The organism is Streptomyces sp. NPDC002867 (assembly GCF_053591895.1).
On record NZ_JBSFUR010000012.1, the window covers coordinates 30,965 to 56,535 of the forward strand.

Consider the following 25,571-nt stretch of genomic DNA (forward strand, 5'->3'; position numbering starts at 1 on the left):
TACTTCACGGTACGCGACCGGACCGACACCGACCAGGGCCGTCACCGCGCGAGCGGCACCGGAACGGAGGACGGGGGGTCACCAGGGGTTAAGGTCTGTTCGAGAACACACGGGAGGATTTCGAGTTGATCTACGGTGCCATGAAGTTCTCCATCGGGGGATCGCTGAAGCTCGCCTTCAGGCCCTGGGTGGAGGGCCTGGAGAACATTCCGGCCGAGGGCCCCGCGATCCTCGCGAGCAACCACCTGTCCTTCTCGGACTCGTTCTTCCTCCCTGCCGTGCTCGACCGCAAGGTCACCTTCATCGCCAAGGCGGAGTACTTCACCTCGCCCGGCGTCAAGGGCAGGCTGACCGCCGCCTTCTTCAAGGGCGTGGGCCAGCTCCCCGTGGACCGCTCCGGCGCCCGCGGCGCGGGCGAGGCGGCGATCAAGGCCGGGATCGACGTCATCGAGTCCGGCGGTCTGTTCGGCATCTACCCGGAGGGCACCCGCTCCCCGGACGGCCGGCTCTACCGCGGCAAGCCCGGCGGGCTCGCGCGCGTGGCGCTGGCGACCGGCGCGCCCGTGATCCCGGTCGCGATGATCGACACGGAGAAGATCCAGCCGCCCGGCAAGATCGTCCCCAAGCTGATGCGCCCGGGCATCCGGATCGGCAGGCCGCTGGACTTCAGCCGGTACTACGGCATGGAGGGCGACCGCTTCATCCTGCGCTCGGTGACCGACGAGGTCATGTACGAGATCATGAAGCTGTCCGGCCAGGAGTACGTCGACATCTACGCGGCGGCCGCCAAGCGGCAGATCGCCGACGCGGAGAAGGCCGAGAAGGCCGCCAGGGCCGAGGCGGAGAAGGCGAAGAAGGCGCAGCGTCCGGCGGCCTAGCCGACCGGACACGGCTTCAGGGGTGGGGGAGATGGCCAGGCGCGAGCGCGTCGTACGGATGTCGGTCGAGCTGCCGCTGTGGCGTGCGCTGGCCGGCTACCGCGTCCTGACGATGGTCTACGCGGTGCTGCTGTTCGTGTTCCAGCAGGACAAGTTCGAACGCCCCGCCGTCGCGGTCGGCTTCCTCGCCGTGATGGTCGTCTGGACCCTCGCCACGCTGCCCAAGGTGTCGAACGCGGCCCGCTGCACGCGTGGATTCCTGATCGCGGATCTCACCCTCGCGCTGACCGGCATCCTGCTCACCCCGCTGGCCGACGCCCAGGCGCAGACGCAGGACGGCCCGACGCTGCCGTCGATATGGACGGCGGGCTCCGTCCTCGCCTTCGCCATCAAGGGCGGCTGGCGCTGGGCGGGGTTCGCCTCCTCACTGGTCGCCGTTGCCAACATCATCGAGCGCGGCCAGCCCAGCCGGGACACCTTCCACAACGTGCTGCTCGTCTGGGTCGCCTCCATCGCCATCGGCTACGTCGTCGAGGTCGCCCGCGCCTCCGAGCGCACCCTCGCCCGCGCCCTGGAGATCGAGGCCGCGACCCGCGAGCGCGAGCGGCTGGCACGCGACATCCACGACAGCGTGCTCCAGGTGCTGGCGATGGTGCAGCGGCGCGGCACCGCGCTCGGCGGCGAGGCCGCCGAGCTGGGCCGGATGGCGGGCGAGCAGGAGGTCGCCCTGCGCAGCCTGGTCGCGGGCGGCCTGCTCCCGCCGCCGCGTTCCGTGGCGGACGGTGCTCCGTCGAACGGGAGCGCCGGTCCCGCGGACGACGCGGCGCCGGCCGGTGGCGGCGCCCGCACCGCCCTGGCCGGCCGCCTCCCCGAGGAGCCGGACGAGCCGTGCGACGTGCGGACGCTGCTCGCTTCCTTCGTGAGCTCGCGCGTGACGCTCTCGGAGCCGGGCGCCCCGGTGCTGCTTCCCGCCCACGCGGCGGCGGAGGTCGCGGCGGCCACCGGCGCCGCTCTGGACAATGTGCGCCTGCACGCCGGGGCGGACGCCCAGGCGTGGATCCTGGTCGAGGACTGGCCGGACGAGGTGATCGTCACGGTCCGGGACGACGGCCCCGGCATCCCGGAGGGCAGGCTCGCGCAGGCCGAGGGGGAGGGACGGATGGGAGTGGCCCTGTCCATCCGCGGCCGGCTGCGGGACCTGGGCGGCACGGCCGAGCTGGTCTCGGTCCCGGGGCAGGGCACGGAAGTCGAGTTGAGAATCCCACGGGGGAAGGCGGAGAAATGACCGGAGAACAGCCGATCAAGGTGATGGTCGTCGATGACCATCCGATGTGGCGGGACGCGGTCGCGCGCGATCTGGCGACGGCCGGGTTCGACGTGGTCGCCACGGCCGGGGACGGCGCGCAGGCCGTGCGCCGCGCCAAGGCCGCCGCTCCCGACGTCCTCGTCCTCGACCTCAACCTGCCCGAGCTGCCCGGCGTGCAGGTGTGCAAGGAGCTCGTCGCGGCCCTGCCCGGGCTGCGGGTGCTGGTGCTGTCCGCGAGCGGAGAGCACGCCGACGTCCTCGAGGCGGTCAAGTCCGGCGCCACCGGCTACCTGCTGAAGTCGGCGAGCACCGAGGAGCTGACGGACGCCGTGGGCCGCACCGCCGCGGGCGACCCCGTCTTCACACCGGGCCTCGCCGGTCTCGTCCTCGGTGAGTACCGCCGCCTCGCCTCCGACCCCGCCCCCTCACCGGGCGCCGACGCCCCGAAGGCCCCGCAGCTGACCGACCGGGAGACCGAGGTGCTCAGGCTGGTCGCCAAGGGGCTGTCGTACAAGCAGATCGCCGAACGCCTCGTCATCTCGCACCGCACCGTGCAGAACCACGTGCAGAACACCCTCGGCAAGCTCCAGCTGCACAACCGTGTGGAGCTCGTGCGGTACGCGATCGAGGCCGGTCTCGACGACGCCTGAGTCACCGTCACCCCCGCCGTGCTACCCGTACGAGTGAATGCCCGCCCTCAACCTCCCCGAGAAGCACAGGAATTGACCGTTCGCCCCATCCCTGAGTGACCTGGATCACCATTAGCGTGGCGATCGTAGGGCCCATCCCAGGCGAAGGGAAGTTCCATGCGTGTCGGAGTACTGACCGGAGGCGGCGACTGCCCCGGCCTCAACGCGGTCATCCGCGGCCTCGTCCGCAAGGGCGTCCAGGAGTACGCGTACGAGTTCGTCGGCTACCGCGACGGCTGGCGCGGACCGCTCGACGGCGACCACGTCCCGCTCGACATCCCCTCCGTCCGGGGCATCCTGCCCCGCGGCGGCACCATCCTCGGCTCCTCGCGCACCAACCCGTTCAAGGAAGAGACCGGCATCCGCCGCATCAAGGAGAACCTCGCCAAGCACGAGGTCGACGCGCTCGTCGCGATCGGCGGCGAGGACACGCTCGGCGTCGCGGCTCGGCTGTACGAGGAGTACGGCGTCAAGTGCGTCGGCGTGCCCAAGACCATCGACAACGACCTGTCCGCCACCGACTACACCTTCGGGTTCGACACGGCCGTCGGCATCGCCACCGAGGCCATCGACCGGCTGCACACCACGGCCGAGTCCCACATGCGCGTCCTGGTGGTCGAGGTGATGGGCCGGCACGCAGGCTGGATCGCCCTGCACTCCGGTCTCGCGGGCGGGGCGAACGTCATCCTCATCCCCGAGCAGCGCTTCGACGTCGACCAGGTCTGCGCCTGGGTGACCTCGCGTTTCCGGGCCAGCTACGCCCCCATCGTGGTCGTCGCCGAGGGAGCCATGCCCAAGGACGGCGACGCGGTCCTCAAGGACGGCTCGCTCGACTCCTTCGGCCACGTCCGGCTCTCCGGCGTGGGGGAGTGGCTGGCGAAGGAGATCGAGCGCCGTACGGGCAAGGAGGCCCGCACCACCGTCCTCGGCCACGTCCAGCGCGGCGGCACCCCGAGCGCCTTCGACCGCTGGCTCGCCACCCGGTTCGGGCTGCACGCCATCGACGCGGTGCGGGACGGCGACTACGGAAAGATGGTCGCGCTGCGCGGCACCGACATCGTGCGGGTGCCGATCGCCGAGGCGACCGCCAAGCTCAAGACGGTCGACCCGGCGCTCTACGAGGAGGTCGGCGTCTTCTTCGGCTGAGCCCCCGCCGGACCGGGCGCCGCGAGGGCGGACGCGTCCCCGCGGCGCCGCCGGCCGCTCAGGCCAGGTGGGCCGGGACCGCCGAGAGCAGTTCGGTGACGAGGGAGGCGCCGTCGAGCGTCAGCACCGACTCCGGGTGGAACTGCACCGACGCGAACCGCGGTGCTCGCAGGGCGTGCACGTCCCCCGTCGCCGTGTCCCTGGCGACCTCGACCCCGCGGTCGGCGAGCAGGGCCGCCGCGCCCGCCTCGTCGCAGCGCGCGGTGAAGCTGTTGTAGAAGCCGACCGTCTCCGTCCGTCCGAAGAAGTCGATCCGCTCCTGAGCGCCCTGGTACGGCTCGTCCTTGCGGACGATGTCCAGACCCAGCTCGGCCGCGATCAGCTCGTGCCCGAGGCACACCCCGAGCAGGAAGGTGTGGTCCGAAGGACCTCGATGAGGGGCGGTGGTCGGGTGACGGGCGGGCCCGTCCCGGTGCCCGCGCAGCAGATCGGAGGCGAGCTGCCGCATCAGCCGCATCTTCGGGTCGCCCGCGTCGGCGGGATCGCCGGGGCCCGGCCCCAGCACCACCGGCCCCCGGTGACCGAGCACCCGCTCCCGCAGGCCCGGCTCGTCGTACCGGCGCACCGACACCTCCAGGCCCGAGGAGCGCAGCAGGTGCGCCAGCATCGACGTGAACGTGTCCTCGCCGTCGACGACCAGGGCATGCCCGGACAGCCGCGCGGAGCCTCCCCGGGCTCTCCGCGCGGGGGATGCCCCGTCCTGCATCCGCAGCCAGAAGGGCGCCAGGTCCGCCCGCCGTGCGTCCAGCGCCGCCCGTACACGCGGGTCGTCGGCGAGCCGGGGCCGCGCGGCCGGTTCCTCGGCGCGCCCCGGCACCGCCCCCAGGGCGGCCAGCACGGCCGCCGCCTTGGCGTGCGTCTCGGCCACCTCGCCCAGCGGGTCCGAGTGCCGTACGAGCGTGGCCCCGACCGGGACCCGCAGAGCTCCTCCCGGGTCGATGTCGGCGGTGCGGATCAGGATCGGCGAGTCGAGGGTCTGCGCGCCCGTCCCGTCCCGGCCGATCAGCGCCAGCGCGCCCGCGTAGTACCCTCGGCCGCCCACTTCGTGGCGCTCGATGACCCGGCACGCGTTCTGCACCGGCGAACCCGTGACCGTGGCCGCGAACATCGTCTCCTTCAGCACCTCGCGCACATCGAGGGACGAACGCCCACGCAACTCGTACTCGGTGTGGGCGAGATGGGCCATCTCCTTGAGCCGCGGCCCCACGACGACACCGCCCATGTCGCCGACGGTGCACATCATCTTCAGCTCCTCGTCGACGACCATGGACAGCTCCTCGCGCTCCTTGCGGTCGTCGAGGAAGCCGAGCAGCGCCTCGGCGCTCGGGCCCTCGGGCGGATACCGGAACGTGCCGCTGATCGGATTCATCACGACCGTCCCGCCCGCCCGTCTCCCACCACCACCCTCACACGAGAGCGCTTCGCGCTCGCCCCCCTCGCCGGTCATCCGCACATGCACCTCGGGGCTCGCGCCCACCAGGGTCCGGGTGCCCGTGTGGACGACGAAGGTCCAGTACGCGCCCCGCTCACCGGCCAGCAGACGCCGGAACAGGGCCAGGGCGTCGGCGCGAGAGAAGCCGGGGATCCGTCCGGTGAAGGTGCGGCGGATCACGAAGTTCGCGCCCTCGCCCTGCCCGATCTCGTCCTCGATCACCCGGCGCACGATGTCCGCGTACTCCTCGTCGCCGACGTCGAAGGCCCCGCCCTCGACCCGTACGGAGTGCGCGGGGAGCGCCGCGAGGACCTCGTCCAGCGCGAGCTCGTGGCTCTCGTCGGCGACCAGCACGGTGAGCGGCGTCCCGTCGTCGCGTACGTCGAAGCCGCGCTCCGCGATCTGACGGAAGGGGACCAGCGCGAGTGCGGGGCGCTCGCCCCCGGGGAGAGCGGCGAGGCGTTCGACGTCGTGGACGTCCCCGACCAGCATCTCGACGGTGCCGTGGTCACGGCCGGGAGTACGGCGGTGCAGCAGGGCGAACGGCGGGCAGTCGTCGTCCAGGAGCCGGCTGATGAGGCTGTCGGTCATGCGGGGTTCCTTCCGGGTGGGAGAGGAACGGCCGCCGGTCCGCAAACGCCGAAGGCCGCCCCTCGGGCGGCCTTCTCGATCCGGTGCTGCGCGCGATCAGGAGGTGGGCCGCCGATGTGCGGTCCACCACCAGTTCTGGATCTGCTGCGCGAACATGACGCCGACCCTAACGCATCCGCCCGCGGCGCCGCGGCACGTCCCACGATGAGGACGGCCGCCGCGCCGCGGGCGGGGTGCCTGTCGGATGCCGTACGGGTCAGATCAGCAGGTTGTAGATCTGCCAGCCGTCGCCGATCTTGGTCCGTGCGGCGAACGGGGCGGCCGGGTCGCCGGTGCCCTTGTACAGGTACAGGGCGCCCGCCGACTCGCGGGCGATCATGTCGGCCTTGCCGTCACCGGTGAGGTCCCCGGTGCCCGCGAGGGTGTTGAACCGTCCCCAGCCGTCGCCGATCTTCGTCCGTGCGGCGAACGGGACCGTCTCGCTGCCCGTGCCCTTGTACAGGTACAGCGCACCGGCGCCGTCGCGCGCGACGATGTCCTTCTTGCCGTCGGCGTTCAGGTCGCCCGTGCCGACCAGGGTGTTGAACTTGCCCCAGCCGTCGCCGACCTTGAGCTTCGTCAGGAACGGCACCGCCGGGTCGCCCGTGCCCCGGTACAGGTACATGCTGCCGGTCGAGCTCTGACGGGCGATCATGTCGGCCTTGCCGTCACCGGTCAGGTCACCGGTGCCGACGAGCAGGTTGAACTGCCCCCAGCCCGTCCCGACCTTGAGCTTCGTCAGGAACGGAGCGTTCTTGTTGCCGCTGCCCCGGTAGTACCAGAGCGTGCCGGAGGAGTCCCGGGCCACCATGTCGCCGGTCCCGTCGGCACGCAGGGTGTCGAGGTTGGTGAGGGTGTTGAACTGCTGCCAGCCACCGCCCACGCGGTACCGGGCGTAGAACGGCGCGGAGGCGCTGCCGGTGCCCTGGTACTGGTACAGGTTGCCGCCGGAGTCACGCCCGAGGACGTTGAACCGGGTGGTGCCGGCGTCGGGAGCGGTGGGCGTGGCCTCCGTGACCTGGGTCGACTTCACCCAGGCCAGGCGGTGGTTGTAGCGGATCGGGATGTAGGTGTCCGTCTTGCCGACGACCCGGACCTGCGAGGAACCGAAGTAGTCGTCACCGAGGACCATGTCGCCGGCCTTCGCGTAGGCCTGACCGGTCGCGACCGTGTACTTCGACAGGTAGTCCGGGTTGTCCGTGGGGGCCGCCTGACCGGTGCCGGTGTAGGCCGACGCCTCCGGGAAGGACCGCCCGTACAGCTTGGCTCCGGTGATGGGCTTCACGAGCGTTCCACCGGTGACAGGCGCCGTGTACTGGCCGCCGGGGTTGCGGAACCACGCCTTCTTTCCGCCGTACCAGATCGCGGTCCAGTCCTTCTGAGCCTCGGCGACGACGTAGGTGCCGCCGGCGACGACCTTGTTCCCCCAGTTCGGTCCTTCGGACCACAGGTACGTGGGGAAGTAGGGGTCGGTGATAGTGGCCGAGGACGTGGACGGCGACGTGTAGAGGTAGAGGAAGTTCGACGGGCGGGGGTCGACCGGCTTGGACGCGCCGCCGTAGGTCAGCGTGGGCTGGTTCGCCGTGGTGAACGGCGGCACGACACGCACCAGCTGGCCGGCCTTGAGCGGTCCGCCCGCGCCGCCGGCACCGGTGGGCGCGCCCATCAGCGACATGTAGTGGTTCCAGTCCCAGTACGGACCGGCGTCCCAGTGCATGCCGGCGACCTTGGCGTCCAGCTGTCCCGGCACCTCGTCGTGGCCGATGATGTGCTCACGGTCGATCGGGACGCCGTACTTGGCCGCCAGGAACTTCACCAGGGCCGCGGAGGACTCGTACTGGGGCTCCGTGTACCAGCTGCCCGCCTTGATGGCGTAGCCCTCGTGCTCGATGCCGATGTCGTGCATGTTCGCGGTCCAGTTGCCCGCGTGCCAGGCGATGTTCTTGTTCTCGACCATCTGGGTGACCAGACCGTCGGAGGCGCGGATCAGGTAGTGCGCACTGCCCCTGGCCGTGGAGCTCTGGAAGGTGCTGATGGTGCCGGCGTAGCTGCCCTCGGTGTCGTGGACGACGATCCGGCGGATGTCGAAGCCGTTCACCGCGCGGCTCGCCAGCGTGTAGTTGCGCTGGCCGGTGCTCGGGACCTCGGCAGGGATGTAGTTGCAGTTCAGGCCGGCCGGGCACTCGGGCGTCGGAGTCGCCGTCGTGCTCACGGTCGTCGCCAGTGGCAGTCTCGACGGCTTGACCGGGTTCACGGTCGGGTCGGCCGGCAGGGTGACCTGCTGGCCGTCCGTCGTGAGCCTCTGCTCACCCTTCCGGATCGACTCGAAGACGCGCTTCGCGAACAGGTCGGCGCCCTTCTTGTCGGGCGACTGGCTGTAGCGCGCCACAGCCGCGTACCACTCGTCGGCGTCTTCGGGCAGGTCGCCCGTGGCCTCCTTCTGGTACTCGGCGAGCAGCGCGGCGCCCGCGCGGATGCTCTCGCCGGCGTCCGCCTTCACGGACTCCTCGGAGCTGTCGATCAGCTCGGCGGCCTCGTCCAGCGTGTGCAGACGGGGGTCGTCGGTGTCGACCGTCTCCTTCGGCAGGGCCGCCAGCGCCTTCTCGGCGTCGAAGGTCTTCTCGATCTCCGGGTTGCCGCTCGCGTTCAGGTGCGCCAGGCGCTCCTTGGCGTCGTGCTGCTCGACGTCCCCCGGCTGGACACTGGTCAGCCCCATGACGTTGTACGCGCCGGTGACGCTCGGCTCGCCGCGGTGCGACTCCCAGCGCGTCTGCCGGTACGAGACCGCCATCAGCACGCTCTGGGGAACGTCGAACTCCTCGGCGGCCTGGGCGAACTCCGCCTGGAGCTGGGCCCCCGGTGCCACCGCCGCCGTCTCGCCGTCTCCGCCCAGCAGATCCGGCGACGCGACGGCGACCGTGCCGGCGACGGCCGACGCCACGACGGCGGCGGCCACTCCGTACAGGATCGATCGTTTCTTACGGTTTCTCCGATGTCTCGGATTCACGCCCCACCCCTGTTCAAGGCCCACCCCTGCAGGCTCCGAAGTGATGGCGACCGTGGCTCCCCGCCCGGTCGCAAGCGCCTGAGGCTAACACCGGGGCATGACAACGATGGACCCGGGGCGTCTCATCTGCTGAGCGGCGACATGGACAGCGCTCCCGACCCCGTACTGTTGACGACGTGACCGTGAACGCTAAGACCACCGCTACCGGTGGCAACACCTGGCGAAACCTGCCCGCGGCGCAGCAGCCCGAGTACCCCGATGCCGAGGCTCTGCGCGATGTGATCGCGGACCTCGAGTCGTATCCGCCGCTCGTCTTCGCGGGCGAGTGCGACCAGCTGCGCGCCCGGATGGGAGCTGTCGCCAAGGGCGAGGCGTTCCTGCTCCAGGGTGGCGACTGCGCCGAGGCCTTCGACGCCGTGTCCGCCGACCACATCCGCAACAAGCTCAAGACCCTGCTCCAGATGGGCGCCGTGCTGACGTACGCCGCCTCCGTGCCGGTCGTCAAGGTCGGCCGGATCGCCGGCCAGTACTCCAAGCCCCGCTCCAAGCCGACCGAGACCCGCGACGGCGTCACCCTGCCCACTTACCGGGGCGACTCCGTCAACGGCTTCGACTTCACCGAGGCGGCCCGGATCCCGGACCCGGAGCGGCTCAAGCGCATGTACCAGGCGTCCGCGTCGACGCTGAACCTCGTGCGCGCCTTCACCACCGGCGGCTACGCCGACCTGCGCCAGGTGCACGCCTGGAACCAGGACTTCGTGAAGTCGTCGCCGTCGGGCCAGCGCTACGAGCAGCTCGCCCGCGAGATCGACAACGCGCTGAACTTCATGAAGGCCTGTGGCACCGACCCGGCGGAATTCCGCACGGTCGAGTTCTACGCCTCCCACGAGGCGCTGCTGCTGGACTACGAGTCAGCGCTGACCAGGGTCGACTCCCGGACCGGGCAGCTGTACGACACCTCGGGCCACATGGTCTGGATCGGTGAGCGCACCCGCCAGCTGGACGGGGCGCACATCGAGTTCGCGTCGAAGATCCGCAACCCGATCGGCATCAAGCTCGGCCCGACGACGACGGTCGACGAGGCGCTGACGTACATCGACCGCCTGGACCCGGAGCGCGAGCCCGGCCGGCTGACGTTCATCGTCCGCATGGGCGCCGACAAGGTCCGCGACAAGCTTCCCGAGCTGGTCGAGAAGGTGACCGCGTCGGGCGCGACCGTGGCCTGGGTGACCGACCCGATGCACGGCAACACCTTCGAGGCGGCGTCCGGCCACAAGACCCGGCGCTTCGACGACGTGCTCGACGAGGTCAAGGGCTTCTTCGAGGTCCACAAGGCGCTCGGCACCCACCCGGGCGGCATCCACGTCGAGCTCACCGGCGACGACGTCACCGAGTGCGTGGGCGGCGGCGACGAGATCTTCGTCGACGACCTGCACCAGCGCTACGAGACGGCGTGCGACCCGCGGCTCAACCGCAGCCAGTCCCTGGACCTGGCGTTCCTGGTGGCGGAGATGTACCGCGACCAGTAGTGACGGCCTGACGACGGTGGGGCGCGGATCGATGTGATCCGCGCCCCACCGTCGTATCCCGGGCTTTTGCGACCCGCGGGCGGCGGGTAAGGTTAGGTTAGCCTCACCGATCAATCGGGACGGCGCCCCTTATCGATCCCGTTCGATCCCCGGGAGGTGAACCGCGTGTACGTCTGCTCGTGCTTCGGCATCACGGAGAAGCAGGTCAAGGAACACGCGGAGGCCGGTGCCTGCACCCCCCGCCAGATTGCGTCCGTGTCGAAGGCCGGGACGGACTGCGGTTCGTGCGTGCGCCGGATACAGGGGCTGCTCGGCCGCGGGGCGTGCCCCCGCCGCGAACTGCTGGAGAACGGCAGCAGTGCCGCCGTGCTGGCCGCCGATCCGACGGCCGGGACCCGTCCCGCTCTCGACGAGGCCGCCTGAGTCTGGCCGGGCCCGCGCGCGGGTGTGCGCGGACACCGTCCTCAGCTGTCCGGCTGCTCGATCAGCTGGGCGATGTAGAGCGACTCACCGAGCTTCTCGACCAGCTCCAGCTGGGTGTCGAGGTAGTCGATGTGGTGCTCCTCGTCCGCGAGGATCGACTCGAAGATGTTCGCCGAGGTGATGTCGCCCTTGGTGCGCATGACCTCGATGCCCCGCTTGAGGCGGTCGATCGCCTCGACCTCGATCTGCCGGTCGGCCTGGAACATCTCGGTGACCGACTGCCCGATCCGCACGTGGAACAGGCGCTGGTAGTTCGGCAGGCCCTCCAGGAAGAGGATGCGGTCGGTGAGGACCTCGGCGTGCTTCATCTCGTCGAAGGACTCGGCCCGGGTGTACTTGGCGAGCTTCGTCCAACCGAAGTTCTCCTGCATCTTCGCGTGCAGGAAGTACTGGTTGATCGCGGTCAATTCGGCAGTCAGCTGCTCGTTGAGAAACTCGATGACCTCGGGGTCGCCCTGCATCGCAGAGGCTCCTTCCGCGCGTATGACTGGGCAGGTGCGCGCATCCTTGCATCGCGGCAAGGGGTCGTCCAGTAAGTGCCTCCTTAGTAGGAGTTGCCCGAATCGGCCCAGACCTGGTCATGACCACCCCTCCCGGTCTGTCACCATTGGAGGCATGGGTCAGCCGGAGAGCCGGGAATACCGCGCACCAGAGGAGTCCGAGCTTCCGCCGGGACAGCGACTGCAGCGCGGCTGGCCGGTCACCCACTACGGCCCCGTCCCCAAGTTCAAGCCGGACCGCTGGGAGTTCAGGGTCTTCGGCGCCACCGCGGACGGCGACAAGCGCTGCTGGAACCATGAGGAGTTCTCGGCGCTGCCCTTCTGTACCGTCGTGGGCGATCTGCACTGCGTGACGAAGTTCAGCATGCTGGCGGCCGAATGGGGGGGTGTGTCCGCCCGTACGATCGTGGAGCTCGCCCCGCCGGCGCCTGCCGTCACCCATGTCATGGTCTGGGCCGAGTACGGCTTCAGTGCGAATCTGCGGCTGTCCGACTTCGTCGCGGAACGCACGATCTTCGCCACGCACAAGGACGGTGAGCTCCTCACCGCCGAACACGGCTTCCCGCTGCGGCTCGTCGTGCCGCACCTGTACGCCTGGAAGGGGCCCAAATGGGTCCGTGGCGTGGAGTACATGACCGCCGACCGCCGCGGCTTCTGGGAGGAGCGCGGCTATCACAACGTCGGCGACCCCTGGAAGGAACAGCGCTACTCCTACCAGGAGGAACCGGGAGACGGCCCCGAGTTCTGAGGACTCGGGGCCGTCCCGGACGCTGCGGGGCGGCGGCGTCAGTGGTGGTACTGGTGGACCACCGCGTGGCCCTTGCCGCGGCCGATCATCCACTTGTTCACGGGGGTCGTGACCAGGAAGGCGATCAGGAACGCGAAGGCGAGCGCGCCCCAGAACAGTCCGTCCGCCAGGTGGGCGTCCATCGCGCCGGGCACCAGCAGCAGGACGCCGTTGTCGACGATCTCCATGACGGTGATGGACAGCGTGTCGGCGGCCAGCGCCACGCCGATCGCGGCCTTCAGGCCCAGACCCGCGCGCACGACGGCCCACAGGGTGAGCGAGTAGCCGAAGAAGAAGGCCAGGACGATGGCCAGCGCCATGGTGGGGGCGTTCCCCCAGCCCAGGGACGTACCGATGATCATGCCGAGGACCTCGCCGATGGCGCACCCCGTGAGGCAGTGCAGCGTGGCCTTGGCCGCCATGGACCAGCTGACCTTGCCGCCGCCGTGGTGGGCGTGAGCGGACTGGTCGTGCCCGTGGTGGGCGCCGTGCGGGTCCTGGGCGGCCCGGCCGTGGGCCGCGTGGTCGTGCCCGGTGCGGTGTGCGTGCGTCTCGTGCTTCATGGCGATGCCCCCAACGTCAGGTAGCGGTTCCTGCCGACAGCAACAACCGTATACCCCCCAGGGGTATTCCTCAATGGCTCGCCGGAGAGCCGTCAGCGAAGTTTCTTCAGCAGCGCCACGTCCGCCGCGTGCCCCTCCTTGCCGCCCGGTGTCTCGATGATCAGCGGCACACCGTCGGTGGCGGGATGGGCCATGAGCTCGCGGAACGGCTCCTCGCCGATGTGTCCCGCGCCAATGTTCGCGTGACGGTCCTTGTGTGCCCCCACCACATCCTTCGAATCATTGGCGTGGATCAGCCTCAGCCGGCCCTCCCCGACCGTCGCCACGAGCTCGTCCAGCGTCCGCGCCACGCCCTGCGGAGCGGCCAGATCATGCCCCGCCGCGAAGATGTGGCAGGTGTCCAGGCAGACCCCCAGCCTGGGGTGTGCGTCGAGCGCCTCGAAGTAGGGTCCGAAGTCCGAGGCCAGGTAGCAGAGCGACGAGCCCTGGCCCGCCGTGGACTCCAGCAGCAGGTACGGGTCGTCCTCGTGCGTCAGCTCGTCCAGCAACGGCAGCATCCGCTCCCGCACCTGCGCCAGGGCCACCTCGCGGCTGCGGCCTCCCCCGTGGCCTCCGGCACGGGAGGTGCCCCCAGTCGCCGAACCCGTGTGCACGACGACACCCCGGGCGCCGATCTGCCGCGCCCGGCGCAGCGAGTGACGCAGCGAGATCACCGACTGTTCGACGGTGGCCTCGGTGTGCGAACCGAAATTGATCAGATACGGGGCGTGCACCCAGGCCGAGAGCCCGTCGGCAGCGCACTCCGCGCGGAACTTCTCGTCCTGCGCGGGATTCCCGACGGGCGTGGCCCAGCCCCGCGGATTGGCCACGAAGACCTGCACGGCCTCCGCCTCCAGTTCCCGCGCGTAGGCAAGGCCGGTCGTGGCCAGGCCGCCGGCCACGGGGACGTGGCCGCCGACGGGATTGCGCATGAGCACTTAGAGTCCCTTGATCTTGATGGTGACCGTGCTGCCCTCAGGGGCCTCGTCGCCGCCCGCCACCGACTGGCTCTCGACCGTTTCGCCGAGGAACGGGAAGCTCTTCTCCACGTCCACCACGAAGCCCGCCGCCTCCAGATCCGCGGTCGCGTCGTCGACGCTGTCGCCCACCACGTCCGGAACCTCGACCATCCTCGGTCCCTTGGACACCGTGAGCGTGATCGTGTCACCGGCGGCGAGCCGAGTGCCCTCGGCGGCGGACTGCCGCGCGACCGCACCCGCCTCGTGCGGCGAGTTGATCCGCCCGGCGGCCACCTTCACCTTCAGGTCGGCCTCTTCGAGCTCGGCGGTGGCGTCCTCCACGGAGTCCCCGGTGACGTCCGGGACGTCGATCGGCGCGCCCTTGCTGACCACGAGCGACACCGCGCTGTCCGGGCTGCGGCTGCTGCCCGGCTCCGGATCGGTGCTGATCACCGAGCCCTGGGGAATGGTGTCGTCGAACTCCCGGGTCACCACACCCGGCGCCAGGCCCGCCCTGCGCAGCTCGCGCTCCGCCTCGGCGAGCGGCCTGCCGGCGACCTCCGGCACCTTCACGATCTTCGGGCCGCGCGAGACGATCAGCGTGACCGAGCCGTTCCCACGGATGCGCTCGCCCGCGGCGGGATCACTGTTGATCACCGAGCCGCGGGGAACCGTCTCGCTGAAGTCGTGGCGGACCTTGCCCGCTTCGAGACCGGCCCGGTCGAGCTGCCGACGGGCGTCCTTCTCCGTCTTGCCGATCAGCGCCGGGACACGGGTGAACTGGCCGGAGTTGATGTACCAGACGCCCGCGCCGATGCCGAGGAACGCGACGACGGCGACGACCAGGGCGAGCACGCCGCGGCGGGCGAGCGGGCCTCTTGCGGGACCGGGCCTCTCGGGCGGCCGCGCGGAGGGCGGCGGCATGGTCAGCCGCGCGGTGTGGTGGACTTCGGGCTCCTCGCGGGGCAGCGCGCGGAGGATCACGTCCGTAGGCGCGTCGTCCGGGGCGGTGTCCGCGGGGGCGCCCTCGCCGCGGGCCTGTGGCGGCACCGCGTCCAGCTGCTCGTCACCGAGCGCGGCACGCGCCTCACGGGCCTGCGCCAGGAGCGCGACAGCGTCATGCGGCCGGATGTCGGGGTTGCGGGCGGTCGCGCTCGCCACGAGGTCGTCGAGCTCGACGGCGAGGCCCGGCACGAGGGCGGACGGAGCGGGGACGTCCTCGTTCAGGTGCTGGTAGAGCACCTGGGCAGGGGTGTCGCCGGAGTGCGGCTTGCCGCCCGTGAGCATCTCGTACAGCACGACACCGCACGCGTACACGTCGGCGCGGGTGTCGGCCGTGCCGTACTCGATCTGCTCGGGCGCGAGATACGAGACGGTGCCCAGCACGGTGCCGGAGGTGTTGGTGACCGAGCCGACCGCGCGGACCAGCCCGAAGTCGGCGACCTTGACCCGGCCGTCGTCCCCTATCAGGACGTTCTCGGGCTTCATGTCCCTGTGCACGAAACCGGCCCGGTGCGCGGCGCCGAGCGCGGCGAGCACGGGCTCCAGGATGTCGAGCGCGGCCCGCGGCTGGAGCGCGCCGCGCTCGCGCAGGACGTCGCGCAGGGTGCAGCCGGCGACGTACTCCATCGCCAGATAGACGTACGCGCCCTCGGCCCCCTGGTCGAAGACCCCGACGACATTGGGGTGCGCCAGCCGGGCCACGGACTTGGCCTCGCGGATGAACCGCTCCACGAACGTCGCGTCGGTGGCGAGCTCGGGGTGCATCACCTTGAGCGCGAGGACCCGGTCGAGCCGGGTGTCGACGGCCCGGTAGACCGTGGCCATGCCGCCGACGGCGATACGCGCGTCGACGCGATAGCGGCCGTCGAGCACCTGCCCGACGAGGGGGTCTGAGAGGGTCGTGTCCACTCGGCGATTCTACGAGGCGGGACCGTTCGCCCTGTCCGCGCCGGAACCGCTTGCAGCGCACCTGTGACGGTTGTCGTGAACCTGCAGGGACTTTCCCCACCCGCCCTCCCCTACGGCCTGGCGGCCGTGGGCGGTACCCCCATCCCGAACTGGGCAGGCCGCAGGCCCCCGCCACGCCTGCGGCCGTGCCCTCGATCTGCCCTTCGGCCTGGCGGCCGTCGGTACCCCGGCCCCGCATGGGGCGAGCCGCCCCCGACTGGGCCAAGCCGGCCCCGTACGGTCGGCGACCGTGCCCGCAACCTCTCCCTACGGCCTGCGGCCGTGGGCTATCCCGCCCCGCACGGCCGGGGGGTGCGCCCGGGCGGGTCGGCTTCGCGCGGCGAGATCCAGCTGCCTACGGCCTGCGGCCGTGGGCTATCCCGTCGTGCATGGTCAGCCCTCAGGCGCCGTACGGCCTGCGGCCGGGGGAGTGCGCCCGGACGGGCCGGCTTCGCGCGGCGAAATCCAGCCCCGCCGGCGCTTGAGCCCCGGTTCGGGAAGGGGCGGGGTGGGGAACATGCCCGCGCAGCGGACCACGCCCCCGCCGGGCGTGTGAGGCGCAGGGCCGGGGCGGACCCCAGAAGGGCGGCGGCCCCGCACCCCGCCGGACTCAGAACGCCGGGCGTTCCGGGTCCAGGGCCGCCCGGCCCTCCGCCGGCGACGACGCCTCCGCGAAGTGGCGGCGGGGGATGCGGCCCGCCCGGTGTGCCAGGCGGCCCGCCTCCACCGCGTGCCGCATCGCCTCCGCCATGAGCACCGGCTCCTGCGCCCGCGTCACCGCCGACGCCAGCATCACCGCCGCGCAGCCCAGCTCCATCGCCAGCGCCGCGTCCGACGCCGTGCCCGCGCCCGCGTCCAGGATCACCGGGACGCCCGCCTGCTCGATGATCAGCTGGAAGTTGTGAGGGTTGCGGATGCCGAGCCCGGACCCGATCGGCGAGCCCAGCGGCATGATCGCCGCGCAGCCCACGTCCTCCAGCTTCCGCGCCAGCACCGGGTCGTCGTTGGTGTACGGCAGGACCGTGAAACCGTCGTCGACGAGCGTCTCGGCCGCCTCCAGCAGTTCCACGCCGTCCGGCAGCAGCGTGCGCTCGTCCGCGACGACCTCCAGCTTGATCCAGTCCGTGCCCAGCGCCTCCCGCGCGAGCCGCGCCGTCAGAACCGCCTCGCCGGCGGTGAAACAGCCGGCCGTGTTCGGCAGGACCTGGATGCCCAGCCTGGTCAGGACGGACAGGACGGAGCCCTGCACCGTGGGGTCGAGACGCCGCATCGCGACCGTGGTGAGTTCCGTGCCGCTCGCGATCAGTGAGCGTTCCAGGACGTCGAGGCTGGGCGCCCCGCCCGTACCCATGATCAGTCGCGAGGTGAAGGTGGTGCCGCCGATGGTGAGACGGTCGTCGGCCATGGCGCTCAGCCTCCCTGCACAGCGGTGAGGATCTCGACACGGTCGCCGTCGCCGAGCCGGGTGCCCGCCCACTGGCTGCGCGGGACGACGGTCTCGTTGACGGCGGCGGCCACGCCCGAGGGGGCCGCCGTGAGGGCCGCCACCACGATGTCCAGGGTGGTGCGGTCGGCGAGCTCGCGGGTCTCGCCGTTGACGGAGACGTTCATGCGGGCTGCTCCTGTCGTACGCGTGCGCCGGCGGGGGCGAACCGGCGGGGGCTGAACGGGCCGGCGAGGTCCGGTAGCCGCCCGCTGGTGAGCGCGTCGGCGAGCACATCGCCGGTCACGGGCGTGAGGAGCACGCCGTTGCGGTAGTGGCCGGTCGCGAGCAACAGCCCTGGCATCTCGGTGAATCCGAGAATCGGCGCGTTGTCGGGGGAGCCGGGGCGCAGCCCGGAGCGCGTCTCGGTCAGCGGCAGTTCGGTGATGCCGGGCACCAGCTCGTGCGCGTCCCGCAGCAGTTCGTACACGCCGCCGGCGGTGACGGTCGTGTCCCAGCCCAGCTCCTCGGTGGTCGCGCCGACCACGAGCTCGCCGTTCTCACGCGGCACCAGGTAGACGTGGCTGCCGCGCACCACCGCGCGCACCGTGCGGGACAGGAACGGCGCGTACGAGCCCGGCACCGTCAGCCGCAGGACCTGGCCCTTCACCGGCCGTACGGGAGGCAGGACGTCGTCCGGCACCCCGCCGAGGCGGCCGCTCAGGCTGCCGCCCGCCAGCACCACCTGGCCGGCGGCGACTTCCGTTCCGTCGTCCAGGACCGCACCCGCGGCGCGGTCGTGCACGACGACCAGCCGCTCCGCCCAGGCGCGGCGGAAGTCGACCCCGGCGCGCTCGCAGGCGACGACCAGCGCCGTGGCGAGCCGCCGCGGATCCACCTGGTGGTCCCCGTCGACGCGCAGACCGCCGCGGACCCCCGGCGCGAGCATGGGCTCCAGGCGGCGGCACTCGCGACCGGTCAGCCACTCCGACTCCAGGCCCGAACGGCGTTGCAGGGCGTGCAGTTCCCGCAGGTGCGCGCGGTCGTCGGCGTCGAGGGCGACGGCGAGAGTGCCGCACGCGCGGTAGCCCACCGACCGCCCACTCGCCGCCTCCAGCTCGGCGGCGAACGCCGGGTAGCGCCGGGCCGATTCGAGGTTCAGGCCGAGCAGCGTCTGCTCGCCGTAGTGGAGTTCGGTGACGGCGGCCAGCATGCCCGCCGCGACCCGCGCGGCCCCGCCGCCGGGCTCCGGATCGGCGACGGCCACGCGCAGCCCGCGCTGCGCCGCGCGCCAGGCCGTGACCAGGCCGATGATCCCGCCCCCGACGACGAGGACGTCGGGTGCGTCTGGTGTACGAGACATGGGCGTCCAGCCCCTCCCTTCGCCGGCATGACCCGGATCAGGTTCGTACGGTCGGAGGCCGGCCAGCCTCCCTCTCAGCCCGGTGCGTCCGGGCTCCCGCGAGTGCCTTACGGTGGCCACCCTAACCCCACGCCCAGGCGCGCAGTAAGGGAGCCGCCGTCCCCCGGCGCGGGTGCGCAGGAGGTGGACGCAGTGGCGATATCGCTCGACGGACTGGTGCTCGCTCCGGTGGCCGACCAGGCCCCGGGCCAGGTCGGCACCCGCACCCGGTTCCTCTACCACGAGCAGCAGGGGCGGATCTGGGCCGAGTACGAGGGCGGCGACGTGGTACGCGGCCACCTCGTGGGCACGCGCGAGGGGGACCGGCTGGACTTCCGTTATGTCCAGTTGAAGACGGACGGCGGGACGTCCAGCGGCCACTGCCTGTCCACCGTCGTCGAACTCCCCGACGGGCGGGTGCGCCTGGAGGAGACCTGGGAGTGGGAGTCGCAGGAGGGCAGCGGGACCAGCGTCGTCGAGCAACTGCTGCCTGATGATGCGTCAGAAGCTTAAGGTGGCCCGGTGAGCGAGCACACGCACGAGCAGGCCGGGGACGGGCGACGGGTCGTCGTGGTCGGCGCGGGCATGGCCGGGGTGCAGACCGCGGTCGCCCTGCGCGAACTGGGCTTCACCGGACCGGTCACCCTCATCGGCGCCGAACCGCACCAGCCGTACGACCGGCCGCCGCTCTCCAAGGCGATCCTGCTCGGTACGGCGGAGGGCTCCGCGTTCGACATCGACTTCGACGCGCTCGACGTCGACCTGCGGCTCGGCTGTGAGGTGACCGGCGTACGCCCCGGGGCGCACGAGGTCGAGACCGCCGCCGGCCCCGTCCCGTACGACGTCCTCGTCCTCGCCACCGGCGCCGAACCCGTCGCCCTGCCCGGGGCCGCGGGCGTCCCGGGCGTCCATCTGCTGCGCACGCTCGACGACGCGGACCGGCTGCGGCCCGTGCTCGCGCGGCAGCACGACATCGTGGTGGTCGGGGCCGGCTGGATCGGCGCGGAGTTCGCGACCGCCGCGCGCGAGGCGGGCTGCGCGGTGACCGTCGTCGAGGCGGCCGACCGTCCGCTGGCCGGGTCGCTGCCCGCCGAGGTCGCGGCGCCCATGGCCCGCTGGTACGCCGAGGCGGGTGCCGAGCTGCTCACCGGCGAGCGGGTGGCCGCCGTCGAGCCGGGCACGGTGGTGCTGGCCGGATCGGGGCGCAGGATCGCGGCCGGCGCCGTCGTCGTCGGCATCGGCGCCAGGCCCGCGACCGCCGCCCTCGTCGGCAGCGGCATCGAGCTGGGCCCGGACGGGGCCGTCGTCGCCGACCGGCACCTGCGTACCTCCGCGCCCGACGTGTACGCCGTGGGGGACTGCGCCTCCTACCCCTCGGGCCGCTACGGCACCCGGCTGCTCGTCCACCACTGGGACAACGCGCTGCAGGGTCCGCGCGCGGTCGCGGCCAACATCCTCGGGGCCGCCCCGGAGCCTCAGGTGTACGACCCGGTGCCGTACTTCTGGTCGGAGCAGTTCGGGCGTTTCGTGCAGTACGCGGGCCACCACCCGGCGGGCGACACGCTGCTGTGGCGCGGCGACCCGGCCGTGGACGCCGACTGGTCGGTGCTGTGGCTGCGGGAGGGCGTGCTGGTCGCGCTGCTCGCCGTCGACAGGCCGCGTGACCTGGCACAGGGCCGCAGGCTCGTGGCGTCAGGCGCGCGACTGGATCCCGGCCGGGCCGCCGACCCGTCCGTCCCCCTGAAGGCGGCGACCGCGTAGGAGTCGGCTACCGGCTGTCAGTCCAAGATGGCAGGCTTGTTCCTGTGACCGAGATTGACGCAAAAATTGATGCTCTCGTCCCCGCCTGGCTCCACCTGCCCGACATCGCGGAAATGCTCGATGTCGAGGTGACGCGTGTGCGGCAGCTGGTCAAGGAGGGCCAGCTGATCGCCGTCCGCCGTGGTGAGAACAGGACACTGCAGGTGCCTGCCGCCTTCATCGACGGCAACAAGGTGGTCAAGGGCCTCTCCGGGACCCTGACGCTGCTGCGGGACGACGGCTTCACCGACGAAGAAATGCTGGAGTGGCTGTTCACTCCCGACCCGACCCTGCCGGGGACCCCGGCGCAGGCCCTGAGCGAGAATCGCGGCACGGAGGTGAAGCGCCGGGCTCAGGCGCTCGCCGTCTGACGTCCGTCCCGACGTCCCCGTCCTGACAGGACGGCCTCGTCCCGAACCATCGGAGCGCGCGGTGCGGGCGGGAGCCGCACGGCCCCGGCCCGCACCCGCGCGCCGTTCATCACCCATCCAGCGGGGGGAAGCACCATGTCCACGGCTCGCGAACTGCTCGGCGACGCCCGCCTGTATCTGTGCACGGACGCCCGGAAGCGCCAGGGCGACCTGGCGGCGTTCCTGGACGCCGTGCTCGCCGGCGGCGTCGACATCGTCCAGCTGCGCGACAAGGGCATGGAGGCGGGCGAGGAGCTGGAGCACCTCCAGGTCTTCGCCGACGCCTGCCGGCGCCACGGCAAGCTCCTCGCGGTCAACGACCGTGCGGACGTGGCCCACGCCATCGGGTCGGACGTGCTGCACCTGGGCCAGGGCGACCTGCCCGTCCCCGCCGCGCGGGCGATTCTCGGCGACCGGGTGCTCATCGGCCGCTCGACGCACGCCGAGGCCGAGGTGGACGCGGCCGCCGCCGAGCCCGGCGTCGACTACTTCTGCACCGGCCCCTGCTGGCCCACCCCCACCAAGCCCGGCCGCTTCGCCCCGGGCCTCGGTCTCGTGCGCTACGCGGCCTCGCTCGGGAGCGACCGGCCCTGGTTCGCGATCGGCGGCATCGACGCGTCGAACCTGGACGAGGTGCTGGACGCGGGGGCGCGCAGGGTCGTGGTCGTACGGGCGATCACGGAGGCCGACGATCCTGCCGCGGCGGCCGCCGATCTGGCGAAGCGGATCAGGGAGCGCAGCGCCTGACCGGGCGGCGGGCACGGGCATCGAAGGCCGACGGAACCGCCGGGGTGTCTCACGAGTGTCCAGAGTGTGGACACTAGACGGACAAAAGGCGACAAAATCCCCTGATCTGGTTGGGTGACCCGCTGGGCCTGGCTAACCTGCCCGTATGGCCCTCGGCACTGCTTCCACCAGGACGGATCGCGCGCGCACCGTGCGCGACATGCTCGCGACAGGCGAGACGACGTACTCCTTCGAGTTCTTCTCGCCCAAGACGGACAAGGGCGAGAAGAACCTCTGGAACGCGCTGCGCAGGGTCGAGGCGGTCGCGCCCGACTTCGTCTCCGTCACCTACGGCGCCGGCGGCTCCACCCGCGCCGGCACCGTGAAGGCGACGCAGAAGATTGCCGCCGACTCCACCCTCACCCCCGTCGCCCACCTCACCGCCGTCGGCCACTCCATCGCCGAACTGCGCAACATGGTCGGCCAGTTCGCCGACGCGGGCATCCGCAACATCCTCGCGCTGCGCGGCGACCCGCCCGGCGACCCGATGGGCGAGTGGGGCAAGCACCCTGAGGGCGTGACATACGCCGCCGAACTGGTCCGGCTCATCAAGGAGTCCGGCGACTTCTGCGTCGGCGTCGCGGCCTTCCCGGAGATGCACCCGCGTTCCACCGACTGGGACACGGACATCCGGCACTTCGTCGACAAGTGCCGCGCGGGCGCCGACTATGCCATCACACAGATGTTCTTCGAGCCCGAAAACTATTTCCGGCTCCGTGACCGCCTCGCCGCGGCGGGCTGCGAGACCCCGATCATCCCCGAGGTCATGCCCGTGACCAGCGTGAAGATGCTGGAGCGGCTCCCGCAGCTGAGCACCGCCGCCTTCCCCGAATCACTCCGGGACCGGATCCTCTCGGTCAAGGACGACCCGGCCGCTGTACGCTCCACTGGCATCGAGTTCGCGACGGAGTTCTGCGCACGGCTGCTGTCCGAGGGTGTCCCGGGACTGCACTTCATCACGCTCAACAACTCCACGGCGACGCTCGAGATCCACGAGAATCTCGGACTGCACCAGCAGTCGTGACCGGCCACACCCGCCACAAACCCCGGGCGGCGGCCGCAGGAGAGGGGCGGGCATGGGCTGGACGGTCCTCTACATCGCGTTCGGCATCGTCGCGCTGTGGCTGCTCGGTGAGGTGCTGCTGCAGTACAAGGCGCGGCTGCGCTGGCGCGTTCTGGCCTTCGCAGGGTTCCTCGGCGTCGTCGTGGGCGTGCTGCTGCCCTCCGTCGTGGTGATCGCGCTCGGTGCGGCCGCCTTCGCCGTCGGCCAGACGTACGTCACCCTCTCCTTCCGGCGCGGCTTCTCCACGGGCTGGGCGCTGGGCGGCAGCCCGGGGGTGAGCAGGCGCCGCAGGTCCGCCCCTGCGGACACCGAGCGCGAGCCGACGCTGGAGGTCTCGGACCTCTCCTACGAGTCCTATGAGTCCTACGAGTCCTCCGAGCCGCCGCACGCCCCCGAGGCGCCCGAGGTCTACGAGCCCCAGCCGCTGCCCGACGAAACCGGTCAGTACGGCATATACACCGCAGAGGCCTACGCGGCACGGCAGCAGGAACAGGAACCGCATCAGCCCTACGCCCCGTACGGCGCCGCCCCCACCGGCTACGACGCGTACGACGCGTACGGCGACCACGGTCAGCCCCAGCAGCCCGCCGACGGCAGCCACTACGACTACGGATCCGGCCAGCAGTACCCGGCCTACTCCGACCCGTACGCGGGCGGACAGCAGTACGCGGCCTCCTACGGCGGCTACGACGCCTACGGCGCGCAGCAGCCCTACGCCGACCCGTACGCGCAGCACTACGGCGACACGCCGCCGGGCGGGGTCTGGGTCCCCCAGCAGCGCGACGGCGACCAGCAGATCCCCCCGATGCCGCAGGAACAGCCGTCGCCGTACGGCTACGACGCGGGATCCGGCCACAACGAGCAGCAGTACCGCTACTGAGTCGCCCGCGCGGCCACGGGCCGGCGATCACACCGGCCCTGTCGCACGCTCCGTCTCACTGCGAACCGCGGAACTCCGCGCCCTCCACGATCAGCCCGGCCACGAGCGCCCCCGACATCCCCGCATGCGCCAGCCCGCCGCCCGGGTGCGCCCAGCCCCCGGCGACGTACAGGCCGGGCAGGTTCCCGGCGTTCGCCGCGGGCAGGAAGGCGCCGGACGCGCCCGCGAGCGCCGGGGCCGGGACCCGGTCCGTGCCCGTGGCGTGCCGGGTGTCCTCGGGGCTGCGCACCTCGCGCCACAGGATCCGCTCGCGCAGGTCCGGCACCGCGGCCTCGGCCGCCTCCACCATCCGGTCGGCGGCCTGCTCGGCGGCCTCCGCCCAGGTCTGCCCGCCGTGCAGGCCGTTCGGCACGGTGGAGACCAGCGTGACGCTCTCGTGGTCGCCGTCCGGCCGCAGCAGCGGGTCGTCGGGCCGCAGGACCGTCACCGTCGGGCGGGGGGCAGTGCGCCCGGCCGCGATCGCGCCCCACTCGGCCGCCGGGTCCGGCGCGTGCACCACGGTGCGGTGCACGGCAGCGGCCTCCCGGCCGCCCCGCAGGGCCAGGTGCACGCTCACCCGCCCGGTCCGCACCCGTGGCTGCCAGTGCGGCCACTCCTCCCGGCGGCTCGGCTGCCCGATGTGCTCCTCGAACAGGGAGGGCAGCAGAGCGCCGCAGACCACCACGTCCGCCTCGACGGGGCCGCCGGAAGCGAGCTCCAGGCCCGCCGCCCGGCCGTCCTTCTCCAGCACGCCGGTCACCGCCGCCCCGAAGACGAACTCCACCTTCCGGGCCAGGCACCGCTCGTACACCGCGTCCGCGAGCGCGCGCAGGCCGCCCTTCACGTACCACGAGCCGAAGGTCTGCTCCATGTACGGCAGGACGGCGGCCGACGCCGGCGCGGTGCGGGGGTCCAGCCCGTACGCCACGGCATGGCTGCCCAGGAGCGCCGCCAGGCGCGGATCGCACAGCTCCCGCTCGCCGATCTCGCCGAGCGTGCGGGCCGGACGCCGGAACAGGCCGCGGCGCAGCGCCGGATAGGGGTCCCGGGAGAGCGGCGAGCGGTCGGCGGGCAGCGGCTCCTCGAGCAGCGGCCGCCGTGAGCGCTCCCATGTCTCGCGGGCCCGCCCGAGGAACTCGCCCCAGCGCTCACCGGCACCGGACCCCAGGGCGGCGTCGAGCGCGGAGACGATGCCGGACCGCGAAGCGTTCGGCAAAGACACGTCCGTGCCGTCGGGGAAGACGTGCCGGCTCGCCGGATCGACCTGGACCAGATCGACGCACCGCTCCAGCGGCTCCTTGCCCGTCTTGACGAACAGATCGCGCCACACGGCGGGCAGGTGGAGCAGACCGGGCCCGGTGTCGAAGGCGAAGCCGTCGCGATCGAGGCGGCCCACTGAACCTCCGTGGGTCGCCGACCGCTCGTACACCGTCACCCGGTGGCCCGCCGTGGCCAGCCGGGCGGCAGCCGCCATCGCGCCCATGCCGGCGCCGATCACCGCAATTCGTGCCATGCGGCCGACTCTATCGACCGCCGCCGACACTCATTCCCGTGGCCTGTGGACCACGCCCGCGGCCGCCATGCGCTTCGGCCGCTGTGACGATGCCCAGCGTTGACCCCTGCGGCCCAGCCGCTGGTGAGGACGAGGGGGAGTACGGACACGGACGCGATCGTGACCAGGCCGAGGCGGTGCGGGGTGGGGATGAGCACACAGGGCTGAGTATCCGTACCTAGGTGCTGAGATGAGTACCCGCGCGGATGGGCTCCCACCTGCGCGGACGGAAGAGTGGGGACCACGGGAGGGGCGCGG

General features: G+C 71.9%; 24 protein-coding genes and 1 riboswitch. Of the genes, 13 read left to right on the forward strand and 11 right to left on the reverse strand.

The window, feature by feature from the left end; all coding sequences use genetic code 11:
• Positions 1 to 125 precede the first annotated feature (125 nt).
• The 4 genes from ACWD0A_RS14405 (at position 126) to ACWD0A_RS14420 (ending at position 4,019) form a co-directional block, all read left to right on the forward strand.
• Positions 126 to 878: a lysophospholipid acyltransferase family protein gene (locus tag ACWD0A_RS14405; RefSeq protein WP_256356428.1), complete on the forward strand. Its 753-nt coding sequence runs from the start codon at positions 126 to 128 to the stop codon at positions 876 to 878.
• A gap of 31 nt (positions 879 to 909) precedes the next feature.
• Entirely contained in the window at positions 910 to 2,163 is a 1,254-nt protein-coding gene (macS, locus tag ACWD0A_RS14410; RefSeq protein ID WP_451297927.1) for a MacS family sensor histidine kinase, read from the forward strand.
• A complete protein-coding gene (locus ACWD0A_RS14415; RefSeq protein WP_451297929.1) occupies positions 2,160 to 2,834 on the forward strand; it encodes a response regulator in 675 nt (224 codons plus the stop codon). The genes macS and ACWD0A_RS14415 overlap by 4 nt, the downstream gene beginning before the upstream one ends.
• Before the next feature lie 156 nt (positions 2,835 to 2,990).
• The gene (locus tag ACWD0A_RS14420; protein ID WP_451297931.1) at positions 2,991 to 4,019 is read left to right on the forward strand and encodes a 6-phosphofructokinase; all 1,029 of its coding nucleotides are present in this window, start codon (positions 2,991 to 2,993) and stop codon (positions 4,017 to 4,019) included.
• A 58-nt stretch (positions 4,020 to 4,077) separates the two neighbouring features.
• Here ACWD0A_RS14420 and ACWD0A_RS14425 read toward each other — a convergent pair whose 3' ends face one another.
• The 3 genes from ACWD0A_RS14425 to ACWD0A_RS14435 all read right to left on the reverse strand — a co-directional run bounded on the left by ACWD0A_RS14425 (position 4,078) and on the right by ACWD0A_RS14435 (position 9,097).
• Positions 4,078 to 6,102 (reverse strand): anthranilate synthase family protein, encoded by a 2,025-nt coding sequence (locus ACWD0A_RS14425; RefSeq protein WP_451297933.1) that lies wholly within the window; start codon positions 6,100 to 6,102, stop codon positions 4,078 to 4,080.
• A 96-nt stretch (positions 6,103 to 6,198) separates the two neighbouring features.
• A complete protein-coding gene (locus ACWD0A_RS14430; RefSeq protein ID WP_177152834.1) occupies positions 6,199 to 6,258 on the reverse strand; it encodes a trp operon leader peptide in 60 nt (19 codons plus the stop codon).
• A 100-nt stretch (positions 6,259 to 6,358) separates the two neighbouring features.
• Positions 6,359 to 9,097: an N-acetylmuramoyl-L-alanine amidase gene (locus ACWD0A_RS14435; protein ID WP_451297935.1), complete on the reverse strand. Its 2,739-nt coding sequence runs from the start codon at positions 9,095 to 9,097 to the stop codon at positions 6,359 to 6,361.
• A gap of 233 nt (positions 9,098 to 9,330) precedes the next feature.
• On the opposite strand from ACWD0A_RS14435, the gene ACWD0A_RS14440 reads away from it, so the two are divergent.
• Positions 9,331 to 10,677, forward strand: a complete 1,347-nt coding sequence (locus ACWD0A_RS14440) for a class II 3-deoxy-7-phosphoheptulonate synthase (protein WP_451298129.1) — start codon at positions 9,331 to 9,333, stop codon at positions 10,675 to 10,677.
• 165 nt (positions 10,678 to 10,842) lie between these two features.
• Positions 10,843 to 11,100 carry a (2Fe-2S)-binding protein gene (locus tag ACWD0A_RS14445; protein ID WP_307717874.1) on the forward strand — a complete coding sequence of 86 codons (258 nt, stop codon included), beginning with the start codon at positions 10,843 to 10,845 and terminating at the stop codon, positions 11,098 to 11,100.
• A gap of 41 nt (positions 11,101 to 11,141) precedes the next feature.
• Here ACWD0A_RS14445 and bfr read toward each other — a convergent pair whose 3' ends face one another.
• On the reverse strand, positions 11,142 to 11,621 hold the full coding sequence (gene bfr / locus ACWD0A_RS14450) for a bacterioferritin (protein WP_307715924.1): 480 nt from the start codon (positions 11,619 to 11,621) through the stop codon (positions 11,142 to 11,144).
• A 154-nt stretch (positions 11,622 to 11,775) separates the two neighbouring features.
• Here bfr and ACWD0A_RS14455 point away from each other — a divergent pair, with 154 nt between their 5' ends.
• A complete protein-coding gene (locus tag ACWD0A_RS14455) occupies positions 11,776 to 12,408 on the forward strand; it encodes a sulfite oxidase-like oxidoreductase (protein ID WP_177152798.1) in 633 nt (210 codons plus the stop codon).
• A 38-nt stretch (positions 12,409 to 12,446) separates the two neighbouring features.
• Here the strand turns inward: ACWD0A_RS14455 and ACWD0A_RS14460 are convergent, their stop codons facing one another.
• From ACWD0A_RS14460 to thiO, 6 genes are all read right to left on the reverse strand, one after another.
• Positions 12,447 to 13,010, reverse strand: coding sequence for a DUF4396 domain-containing protein (locus tag ACWD0A_RS14460; protein WP_451297938.1), 564 nt, complete (start codon positions 13,008 to 13,010; stop codon positions 12,447 to 12,449).
• A 92-nt stretch (positions 13,011 to 13,102) separates the two neighbouring features.
• Positions 13,103 to 13,981: a deoxyribonuclease IV gene (locus ACWD0A_RS14465; protein ID WP_451297940.1), complete on the reverse strand. Its 879-nt coding sequence runs from the start codon at positions 13,979 to 13,981 to the stop codon at positions 13,103 to 13,105.
• Positions 13,982 to 13,987: 6 nt separating this feature from the next.
• Positions 13,988 to 15,919 carry a Stk1 family PASTA domain-containing Ser/Thr kinase gene (gene pknB, locus ACWD0A_RS14470; RefSeq protein ID WP_451297942.1) on the reverse strand — a complete coding sequence of 644 codons (1,932 nt, stop codon included), beginning with the start codon at positions 15,917 to 15,919 and terminating at the stop codon, positions 13,988 to 13,990.
• Between the two features lie 649 nt (positions 15,920 to 16,568).
• Entirely contained in the window at positions 16,569 to 17,363 is a 795-nt protein-coding gene (locus ACWD0A_RS14475) for a thiazole synthase (protein WP_451297944.1), read from the reverse strand.
• A gap of 5 nt (positions 17,364 to 17,368) precedes the next feature.
• Complete coding sequence (gene thiS, locus ACWD0A_RS14480; RefSeq protein WP_451297946.1) at positions 17,369 to 17,569, reverse strand: sulfur carrier protein ThiS; 201 nt, start codon at positions 17,567 to 17,569, stop codon at positions 17,369 to 17,371.
• Entirely contained in the window at positions 17,566 to 18,744 is a 1,179-nt protein-coding gene (gene thiO, locus ACWD0A_RS14485; protein ID WP_451297948.1) for a glycine oxidase ThiO, read from the reverse strand. Before thiO ends, thiS begins: the two co-directional genes overlap by 4 nt.
• A riboswitch (TPP riboswitch) is annotated at positions 18,742 to 18,854 on the reverse strand. (Overlaps the previous gene by 3 nt.)
• An 82-nt stretch (positions 18,855 to 18,936) precedes the next feature.
• On the opposite strand from thiO, the gene ACWD0A_RS14490 reads away from it, so the two are divergent.
• The 6 genes from ACWD0A_RS14490 (at position 18,937) to ACWD0A_RS14515 (ending at position 23,722) form a co-directional block, all read left to right on the forward strand.
• A complete protein-coding gene (locus ACWD0A_RS14490; protein WP_451297950.1) occupies positions 18,937 to 19,296 on the forward strand; it encodes a hypothetical protein in 360 nt (119 codons plus the stop codon).
• Between the two features lie 9 nt (positions 19,297 to 19,305).
• Complete coding sequence (locus tag ACWD0A_RS14495; protein ID WP_451297952.1) at positions 19,306 to 20,544, forward strand: NAD(P)/FAD-dependent oxidoreductase; 1,239 nt, start codon at positions 19,306 to 19,308, stop codon at positions 20,542 to 20,544.
• 44 nt (positions 20,545 to 20,588) lie between these two features.
• Positions 20,589 to 20,954, forward strand: coding sequence for an Rv2175c family DNA-binding protein (locus tag ACWD0A_RS14500; RefSeq protein WP_177152789.1), 366 nt, complete (start codon positions 20,589 to 20,591; stop codon positions 20,952 to 20,954).
• Between the two features lie 135 nt (positions 20,955 to 21,089).
• A complete protein-coding gene (gene thiE, locus ACWD0A_RS14505) occupies positions 21,090 to 21,740 on the forward strand; it encodes a thiamine phosphate synthase (RefSeq protein WP_451297954.1) in 651 nt (216 codons plus the stop codon).
• Between the two features lie 145 nt (positions 21,741 to 21,885).
• A complete protein-coding gene (gene metF, locus ACWD0A_RS14510) occupies positions 21,886 to 22,803 on the forward strand; it encodes a methylenetetrahydrofolate reductase [NAD(P)H] (protein WP_451297956.1) in 918 nt (305 codons plus the stop codon).
• A 52-nt stretch (positions 22,804 to 22,855) separates the two neighbouring features.
• The gene (locus tag ACWD0A_RS14515; RefSeq protein WP_451297958.1) at positions 22,856 to 23,722 is read left to right on the forward strand and encodes a hypothetical protein; all 867 of its coding nucleotides are present in this window, start codon (positions 22,856 to 22,858) and stop codon (positions 23,720 to 23,722) included.
• Between the two features lie 55 nt (positions 23,723 to 23,777).
• Here ACWD0A_RS14515 and ACWD0A_RS14520 read toward each other — a convergent pair whose 3' ends face one another.
• The gene (locus ACWD0A_RS14520) at positions 23,778 to 25,274 is read right to left on the reverse strand and encodes a phytoene desaturase family protein (RefSeq protein ID WP_451297960.1); all 1,497 of its coding nucleotides are present in this window, start codon (positions 25,272 to 25,274) and stop codon (positions 23,778 to 23,780) included.
• Positions 25,275 to 25,571: the final 297 nt, after the last annotated feature.

Bases quoted from the DNA above. Each gene is read 5' to 3' on its own strand.
- ACWD0A_RS14515 (WP_451297958.1), top strand. From the start codon at position 22,856: ATGGGCTGGACGGTCCTCTACATCGCGTTCGGCATCGTCGCGCTGTGG.
- ACWD0A_RS14425 (WP_451297933.1), bottom strand. From the start codon at position 6,102: ATGACCGACAGCCTCATCAGCCGGCTCCTGGACGACGACTGCCCGCCG.
- thiS (WP_451297946.1), bottom strand. From the start codon at position 17,569: ATGAACGTCTCCGTCAACGGCGAGACCCGCGAGCTCGCCGACCGCACC.
- thiO (WP_451297948.1), bottom strand. From the start codon at position 18,744: ATGTCTCGTACACCAGACGCACCCGACGTCCTCGTCGTCGGGGGCGGG.
- metF (WP_451297956.1), top strand. From the start codon at position 21,886: ATGGCCCTCGGCACTGCTTCCACCAGGACGGATCGCGCGCGCACCGTG.
- ACWD0A_RS14460 (WP_451297938.1), bottom strand. From the start codon at position 13,010: ATGAAGCACGAGACGCACGCACACCGCACCGGGCACGACCACGCGGCC.
- thiE (WP_451297954.1), top strand. From the start codon at position 21,090: ATGTCCACGGCTCGCGAACTGCTCGGCGACGCCCGCCTGTATCTGTGC.
- macS (WP_451297927.1), top strand. From the start codon at position 910: ATGGCCAGGCGCGAGCGCGTCGTACGGATGTCGGTCGAGCTGCCGCTG.
- ACWD0A_RS14465 (WP_451297940.1), bottom strand. From the start codon at position 13,981: ATGCGCAATCCCGTCGGCGGCCACGTCCCCGTGGCCGGCGGCCTGGCC.
- ACWD0A_RS14455 (WP_177152798.1), top strand. From the start codon at position 11,776: ATGGGTCAGCCGGAGAGCCGGGAATACCGCGCACCAGAGGAGTCCGAG.
- bfr (WP_307715924.1), bottom strand. From the start codon at position 11,621: ATGCAGGGCGACCCCGAGGTCATCGAGTTTCTCAACGAGCAGCTGACT.
- ACWD0A_RS14415 (WP_451297929.1), top strand. From the start codon at position 2,160: ATGACCGGAGAACAGCCGATCAAGGTGATGGTCGTCGATGACCATCCG.
- ACWD0A_RS14520 (WP_451297960.1), bottom strand. From the start codon at position 25,274: ATGGCACGAATTGCGGTGATCGGCGCCGGCATGGGCGCGATGGCGGCT.
- ACWD0A_RS14475 (WP_451297944.1), bottom strand. From the start codon at position 17,363: ATGGCCGACGACCGTCTCACCATCGGCGGCACCACCTTCACCTCGCGA.
- ACWD0A_RS14420 (WP_451297931.1), top strand. From the start codon at position 2,991: ATGCGTGTCGGAGTACTGACCGGAGGCGGCGACTGCCCCGGCCTCAAC.